This is a genomic window from Streptomyces beijiangensis (genome assembly GCF_017315755.1).
GTDB lineage: Bacteria > Actinomycetota > Actinomycetes > Streptomycetales > Streptomycetaceae > Streptomyces > Streptomyces beijiangensis.
Genome location: NZ_JAFLRJ010000559.1, coordinates 1 through 238 on the forward strand (window position 1 = coordinate 1; position 238 = coordinate 238).

Below are 238 nucleotides of genomic sequence, written 5' to 3' on the forward strand. Positions count from 1 at the left end.
CCTGCGCACTCCGTACCTCATTCCCGTGCTCGGCTATCGGCGTCACCGAGGCCACCACGACCGGCAGGAACGCCGCAGAGACGGCGACGACGACACGCAGGATCCAGCCCCAGACAGCGAGTCCGGTGGCGGTCGCGGCCGGGTTGCGGCGCTCGACGGTCTCGGTGAGGCCGGCCATCCACGGGGAGTAGGCGATGCCGCTGGTCACGCCGATGCCCGCCACGATCAGGGCGAACGT

At 71.0% G+C, this 238-nt stretch carries 1 pseudogene; it reads right to left on the reverse strand.

From position 1 onward, the window contains the following. Window positions 1–238 (reverse strand): annotated as a pseudogene (locus J0695_RS36745) (MFS transporter); the annotation flags it as partial.